The sequence below is a fragment of the Rhodococcus sp. T7 genome, assembly GCF_009872365.1.
Lineage (GTDB): Bacteria > Actinomycetota > Actinomycetes > Mycobacteriales > Mycobacteriaceae > Rhodococcus_F.
This window is the reverse complement of sequence record NZ_WXYH01000141.1, coordinates 1-4620: the sequence shown is the minus strand read 5'-3', so window position 1 is coordinate 4620 and position 4620 is coordinate 1. Positions and strand designations below refer to the sequence as shown.

Annotated in this window: 3 protein-coding genes; 2 read left to right on the top strand and 1 reads right to left on the bottom strand. The window is 64.9% G+C overall.

What is annotated here, in order from left to right; genetic code table 11:
- Positions 1-229: 229 nt before the first annotated feature.
- The gene (locus tag MLGJGCBP_RS16040) at positions 230-2449 is read left to right on the top strand and encodes an eCIS core domain-containing protein (RefSeq protein WP_308821645.1); all 2220 of its coding nucleotides are present in this window, start codon (positions 230-232) and stop codon (positions 2447-2449) included.
- A gap of 7 nt (positions 2450-2456) precedes the next feature.
- A complete protein-coding gene (locus tag MLGJGCBP_RS16035) occupies positions 2457-3728 on the top strand; it encodes a HEAT repeat domain-containing protein (protein WP_160096813.1) in 1272 nt (423 codons plus the stop codon).
- Between the two features lie 84 nt (positions 3729-3812).
- Here the strand turns inward: MLGJGCBP_RS16035 and MLGJGCBP_RS16030 are convergent.
- On the bottom strand, positions 3813-4620 hold an 808-nt coding region (locus tag MLGJGCBP_RS16030), incomplete at its 5' end, for a phage tail sheath C-terminal domain-containing protein (protein WP_201453088.1).

Genomic DNA, 4620 nt, shown 5'->3' with positions numbered 1-4620 from the left:
AAGCCGCCGTCACCGAGCCGCTGCGGGCCGTCGCCGGTCACCCGATCGAATGTCACCTCGAAACGGAACGTCGTGAGCAGTACGTCGGTCACCGCTGGACCTCCGCGCATGTCCTGGCTCGCACGCTTTCGAGCGCCGAGGCCGCACGTCACCTCAGCGTCACCGAAATCCGCCTAGCTCCCGACTGTGACGGTGCGGTGACTGACCGCGCCGACGATCAGCTCGTGTTGTGGAGACGATCGTGTCGTTGACGACTGCGGTACCGTCCGGTCCGGAGCCTGAACGTAGAAGCAGGTTGTCGTCCCCAACGGGGGCCACAGTGCCTGAACGACTGCGCCGTGGCATGGGTGGGGTCTACGGAGGCACGTACGACCGCGTACGTATCCAACTCGGACACGGGCCCGAACCCGCCGGTGGCTCGACCCGTGTGGCCGTTTCGCGCGGCGAGCAAGTGTGGGTCAAGCCAGAGTTCTACCATCCCGGAACCCTCATGACCGACGCGATCCTCGCCCATGAACTCGCACACGTCGGTCAGCAGCAACACGTGAGTGAGGTCGGGGCCGGGTCACAACTCCTTGAACGTGATGCAGACAATGCCGCGGCTCGGGCCCTCGGCGCCTCGGCAGGTCGTCGGATGAAACGCCGTCCGGCTGGCGGGCTCCGGCTCCAGGGTTGCAGCATGGCCGAGGCGCCGGCGAACCTCGATGCTCTCGACGCCGCGGGAAAGGCAAGCGTGATCGAACGCCTGCAACAGGAGAACGCCCCTGGTGTCGAGGATGCCGTTTACCTGGTCTTCGAGTCCGCCGCGAAGCAAAGCGAATTCGTTGCGTTGCAGGACGAACTCGACATGGAAGCCGTCCTTGGCAGCATGTCGAACTGGGATGCCACCCGTATCGGGAGCCTCGGACCAGTGATCGAGGGCGAAAAGACGCTCACCGCGAAGCGCGGCGCGTTCATCTACGAGATCACTCACGACGCGGGCTTGGCGCTAGCTCAGGTCTTCGCCGCATTCGTCGTCGACACCACCCAGGACGACCAAGTCCGATTGCTGCTCGAATGGCTCGCTTCGGAGCAGCGCCTGGCCGAGACGATCGGCGCGATGCCGGCAATCAAGGATCGGCTCGCCGCCCGCGGAATAGACGTTGGCGCCTACCGTGATCGCGGGTGGGAAATCGGCGACGTGGTGCGCGGCCTTGGTGAGGGGCTCGCAGACGTCTTGGGGTCCTCTGAGGGAGCCAAAGCCGGTCGATCATCGGCCCTCCTGCATAAGATATCGGAACTGCCCGGCGACTACAGCCATGCGGCATGGGACATTCTCAACGCAGGCTTCACGGACACAATGACCCCGGGGAACATAGCGCTCGGCACCATCGATTACGTTCTGTTTGGCGTACCCTCCGGGATATACGGCATCGCTGTGGGAACGGGTTCCGGCATCTGGGACATCAGCCAGGGCGAAGTCGATAAGGGCACTCGCGAACTTGTGCCTGCGTTGATCACACTCGGCACGCTGCTGGTGGGGCGCGCCGTTTCACGCTCCGGGGGCGGTGTCCAGCCTGGGGCCGGTGGGCCAGGTGAGCCCCGACCCGTGGGGCGGGTCCGGTTCGCGCCGCGAGCCGGGGGGGCTATCACGATCGAGAGCATCATCGATCAGTTCCCGCCCAACCTGCGCAGCGCGAGCACACTCCTACTTGAGCGCTTCACGCCCGGTGACCTCGTCCGGGTTGGAGATTACGCGCGCAGATCCGCTCCAGCCGCAGCGTTCGTGGAGCGCAACGGTGCCGCAGGTATCCGGGAGTTGGGGAACGCCGGCGGTGACGTTCCCCAGGCGACCGCAGCGCTCGCTGCCCTCGCTGCGGTAACGGCAGACAATCCTGAGATAGATCTCGGGCTGGCTCCGCTCGAAATCCCGGGTGCTCCGGGGCCCGGCACCGCGACCACGCCGGCTCAAGCGGCGGAGGCGCACCCGATGCCGACTGGGGAGGAGATGGAGAACGCAGCAACTGCCGCGAAGACTCCCACCAAGCTGATTACCATCGTGCAAAACCTGGTTCGCAACCGTCGTGGCAAGTACACGGGACCGCTGCCGATCTTCTGGCCCCACCTGGCAGGAAAGGCCCTCCCGCTCACCGCTCCCAACTCCGCCAACAGCATCGGCAAAGGGCGACGGCTGACGCGAGTCAAGCCGACGCCGGCGCGCGATCCTGATGTCGCGAATCTATTCCGCGCAACGCACACAGTCCTCACCGGACAAGCAGGTCACCACGTGACGCCGCTGATGATGGGTGGGCCCGATAGCGTCGATAACATGGCTGCCATATGGATCTCGTACCACGACAGAGGTCACGCGCTACTACGCGCCCAACACCAACTGCCGCCACTCGGATACTCACACGACCCGATCCAGCACGACAACGACACCCGGTATGTCGTTGTCCTTATCATCTAGGGTGGCCATGGTGGATATCCCGGATATCCCGCGCCTGCTCGAACAGGCCGGCGAGCTGCGAGCGCAGTTAGCAAGTCCCTGGCAGCTGACGGGGCCCGAGCACGCGGCCGAGATCGCTGGGAAGTTCCTGGCATCTGAAGACCAAGTGGCACTTTGGCATCCGGATGCAGGCCAACGCCTCACCGAACTCATGACTGGTTGGTCGGCAGGTGAAGGGGCGGACCGCCACATGTACATGGCGAGCCGTGTTCTCGCGCGCTCTGGGCTTGCTGGTTCGGCGATCACGTTGATCAACACCTGCCGGGACCCCCGGCCCCAGGTCGCCCTGATGGCGCGGTTGAATATCGCGTCTCTGGTGCGGACTGAGGAAAATCGGAAGGCGCTGCACACGGCGCTGAAAGACAGTCTCGTCCAAGCCCATGACGACCTTCGGGTTGTGCTGGCCAACGCCCTCGCCGCTCAACGCAGCGCGGAGTCGGACGAGCTTCTGCTGCACTTCCTCTCGATCGAGCGCTCGGGGGAGGCGGCGCGCAGCCTTGTCACGATGATCTGCGGTCGAGTCGATGACGCCCCTCGGCTTCTCGAACAGGTCATACCCGGCGATGACCCGGTTGGGGTTACGAGGCTCGGTCTCGAGGCGATCGTTGGGACCTCCGGTGTTGAGGATCTCATCGCTGCTGCGGGCAGCCCCAGCCATTGTGTGAGGACGACTGCCGTTCGTTGGCTCGGTCGCTGCCCGCATCCCCTCACAGTCGGCCCACTCCTCAAGGGGTTGGCCGATCCGAATCCGGAGACCCGCCTCGATGTCGTCAACTGCCTGGCACTATTCGGTAGCCGTGAGTCTCTCTTGGGGGTGGTCTCTGCCCTGCACGATCCCGACCGACTCGTTGCCGGCGCAGCCATGCACCACATCGCTCAGATAATGGCGGAGGAACTCGACGGGCTCGACCTGCGTTACGACGAGGGCGACGCGCTGGACAGTGACAGCGCCGACCGCCTGGCCCCCCTCGCCGGTCACCGAGTGCGCGCCCTCCGGGCAGCGCGAACGTTCAGAGGTGCGCCGCTCGAACCGCGGACCGATGTGGACCTTCTTTATATGGGGTACCTACCGCGGATCGTTTGGATGCATCTGACGGCGTCGTACCAGCCAGGCGTGCCTTTCGACCCGAATCAAGACCTGGTCGGCAACCTCGAATCGATCCACGAGCTGGAGCTTTGGCTCCACGAGCGGCAGGACGAAACAGCAGGTCGCTGGACCTTCCACGGTGAGTTTCTGTAAGAAAGCGCGCACTCACGGCGACCGTGACGCTCGCCAGTCAGCTGGATCTATCGATATCACTCGCTTCCCTGCCGACGTCACTGCTCATCCCCTGACCTCCACCCGAACATTCGAGGTAGCGGTGAGCGCGATCTCCAGGATCACGTACTCGACGGGCTCGGCCGGAGCAACCCCAACCAGGCAGACAAGCCTGCCGTTGTCGAGGTCGTTGCGGGTCATCGTGCTGGCGTCGCAGCGAACGAAAAACGCTTCCTCGGTGGTGGTGCCGCGGAACGCGCCAGCCTCGAAAAGCCTGGTTAGCAGTGCGTGTACAAGTCGTCGGACCTCTGCCCACAGTTCTCGGTTGCTCGGCTCGAACACGGCCCATTGCATCTCGCGGACGAGCGTCAGCCGCAGCACGATCATCAGCCGGGCCACGCTGAGCTGGCGCAGCGAAGGCCGTCGGGACAGGGTGCGGGCGCCGGTGAGGCGAATGCCGTCGCGCTCGGGGAGGAACACGTTCACGCCGGCCAAATGCAGCTCGTCATGGCGGTCGGCCGGGACATCGTCGCCGACTCGCAGTGCCCCGACTGCGAGCTGGTTGGCTGGACCGTGTTGGACACCGAGCCGGCGTTCGCGTTCGGCGATGATCCCGGCGGCGAACGCGGACGGGTTGATGCGAATCAGCGTGTCACGTTGATCCTCCGACGACGACATGTCGATCCAGGGGTGGTAGGCGGTCGCATACGGCGAGTCGAAGCTGGTGCGCCAAGAGAGGACTTGGCGGTGGGTGAGGCCGAGGGGCACGTCGAGCAGGACGGTGTGGTCACGGCACATGTCCGCGTAGGCGACAAGCTCGCCCTGGTTCTCGACGATGCGGGCAAGATCAGACGGGTCGCGGGGATCGAGGGCA